The organism is Microcoleus sp. AR_TQ3_B6 (assembly GCF_036702785.1).
In the GTDB taxonomy this organism is placed as follows: Bacteria; Cyanobacteriota; Cyanobacteriia; order Cyanobacteriales; family Microcoleaceae; genus Microcoleus.
This window is the reverse complement of the sequence record NZ_JAUBVJ010000205.1, coordinates 1-3,050: the sequence shown is the minus strand read 5'-3', so window position 1 is coordinate 3,050 and position 3,050 is coordinate 1. Positions and strand designations below refer to the sequence as shown.

1 protein-coding gene is annotated in these 3,050 nt (G+C 50.9%); it reads left to right on the top strand.

All coding sequences use genetic code 11. From position 1 onward, the window contains the following. Window positions 1-486: 486 nt before the first annotated feature. A partial coding sequence (locus tag QUB56_RS36635; protein ID WP_332961263.1) for a DUF4347 domain-containing protein occupies window positions 487-3,050 on the top strand: 2,564 nt, incomplete at its 3' end.

Sequence of the window (3,050 nt, the reverse complement as noted above, 5' to 3'; positions counted from 1 at the left end):
TAACAGGGGAATATTTAGCTATATTAAAAGGAGTGACTGCCAGCAGTATAGTTGAGCTAGTGAGTTTCGTGGTGTAGTTTTCGGGGATGCCGATATATTTTGTATCCCAGCAACAATCTACTAATAAAAGCTGCAGATGGAAATTGTGCCACCCAACCCAACGGGCGTGAGTGCCTAAGTGTTGGGAATGATTGAATATTAGTTAGCTTGGAGCGGGAAAAAAGGTGACAAGTGCTATAAAATAAAGCCAGGAATCAGAAAATAGTAATGGGAGTTTTCTGGTAAGGATAGCAGGTGATAATCTAGAAAACTTAACCACAAAAATGACTGCCAGGAAAGACAGAACTTACGACCTGGCTGATGGCGGTGCGCCCTCGTGAGTGGGTACAGGAGTCAAGTCACACTAGAAGCCCCATGAGAGAGGTTTTTAATTAGCAATAAATGTTTTTTATTCGGCTCACCGCTTGAAAAAGTAAAAGGTTACAAATGATACAGGAAAAAAACGTCTATACTCTAGTTTTTATTGAATCAAATGTTGAAGATTATCAGAGTTTAATTAGCGGTGTTTCCCCAAATGCTGAAGTAATTATCCTAGATGAAACCCTCGATGGCATTGAGCAAATCACCAAAAGGCTAGCAATTGAACAAAATATAGAAGCAATCCACATCATCTCTCACGGCTCTCCAGGTTCCGTACATCTCGGTGCAAATACACTCAACAGCAGCAACATAGAAAACTTCGCCCCTGGACTCCAACAGTGGCGCAAAGCATTAATTCCCGGTGCCGATATTCTCCTCTACGGGTGTAATGTCGCCGCTTTTAATCAGCCTTGGCAAATAGAATGCGCGGCTATACAAACAAATTCCGCCTACCGGGAATATGAAATTTCAACCCGCGCAGGCAGCTTTAGTTTGTGTAGTAGCGGTTTTAACCGCCCAGTTGAAAATAGCCCTACAAAACCTAACCAATTCCTCGAACGCCTGAGTGAATTAACCGGTGCCGACGTCGCCGCCTCCGCCAACCCCACCGGCAATGCCGCACTGGGAGGAGACTGGGAACTAGAAGTACAAATCGGCTGCATCTCAGCAACACCCATTAAGGCTTTAGCCTATAGCGGCATCCTAGCAGCCAGCGCCATCCCCGACAATAAAGCCATCCCCGTCAACTCGCCCCAAATTAGCATAGACACCCTCGCCAACGACACGGGCAGCAGTCGGGTTTCAGTGCAAAGCATCACCACTGCGCCTACTAATGGTACCGCCACCATTAACGATTGGATTTACGCAGGGGGCAGTTTCACCACAGTCAACGGCACAGCTCGCAACAGAATCGCCAGAATGAACGCCGACGGCCGCCTGGATACTGCTTTCAACCCCAGTAGCGGGATCAATGGCCCTGTCTCTGCGATCGCCATAGACAGCAGTGGCAAGCCCTACGTAGGCGGCTATTTCACCACAGTCAACGGCACAGCTCGCAACAGAATCGCCAGAATGAACCCCGACGGCAGCCTGGATACTGCTTTCAACCCCGGTAGCGGGATGAATAGCGATGTCCAGGCGATCGCCCTCGACAGCAGCGGCAAACTTTACGCAGGGGGCGGTTTCACCACAGTCAACGGCACAGCTCGCAACAGAATCGCCAGAATGAACGCCGACGGCAGCCTGGATACTGCTTTCAACCCCAGTAGCGGGATGAATAATTATGTCCAGGCGATCGCCCTCGACAGCAGTGGCAAACTTTACGCAGGAGGCTATTTCACCACAGTCAACGGCACAGCTCGCAACTATATCGCCAGAATGAACCCCGACGGCAGCCTGGATACTGCTTTCAACCCGAGTAGCGGCATGGATAATTATGTCTATGCGATCGCCCTCGACAGCAGTGGCAAGCCGTATGCAGGGGGTTCTTTCAGCACAGTCAACGGCACAGCTCGCAACCATATCGCCAGAATGAACGCCGACGGCAGCCTGGATACTGCTTTCAACCCCAGTAGCGGGATGAATAACAGTGTCGATGGGATCGCCATAGACAGCAGTGGCAAGCCCTACGTAGACGGCGATTTCGTCACAGTCAACGGCACAGCTCGCAACAGAATCGCCAGAATGAACCCCGACGGCAGCCTGGATACTGCTTTCAACCCCAGTAGCGGCATGGATAGCAGTGTCTATGCGATCGCCCTCGACACCAGTGGCAAGCCGTATGCAGGCGGCGCTTTCAGCACAGTCAACGGCACAGGTCGCAACTATATCGCCAGAATGAACACCGACGGCAGCCTGGATACTGCTTTCAACCCAAGTAGCGGGATGAATGGCACTGTCTTTGCGATCGCGGTTGACAATGGACGCAACATCTTTTACACCCCCAACGCCGGATTCAACGGTGTAGACACCTTTCAATACACTGCAACTGACGGCACCGCCTCCACTCCCACCACAGTCACCGTCTTAGTCAACAACTCTCCCGCACTAGATAACACCGGCACACCCACTCTCAACGCCCAAAACCAAAACGACAGCGCCAGCCCAGGTACATTAATTAGCACCATCATCGCCAACCTCGGCGGCACCAAAATCACCGATCCCAACCTCAGTGCCTTACAAGGTATTGCCATCACCAACCTCGACACCACTAACGGCACTTGGCAATACACCACCAACGGCACTATCTGGAATAACGCCCCAGCCGTTTCTGCCACCAACGCCTTACTATTAGCCAGTGATACCAACACCAAAATCCGATTTGTTCCCAATCCAGGTTATAACGGCACTGTCACCAACGCGATCGCCTTTGCCGCCTGGGATCGAATTACTGGCACTAACGGCAATGTAGCCAACGTAACCGCAGACCGAACGAATAACACTACATCCAGTGTTTTCAGTAGCGCTACTGAAACTGCCGATATTGCAATTAATCCCCTTCCCACTGTTACGGGTGTTAGTGCCGCCACACCCGACGGGATTTACGGTATTGGAAGGGCGATCGACATTACAGTTAAGTTCTCTCAAATCGTCAATGTCACAGGCACGCCGCAACTTAGCTTAGCAGGTGT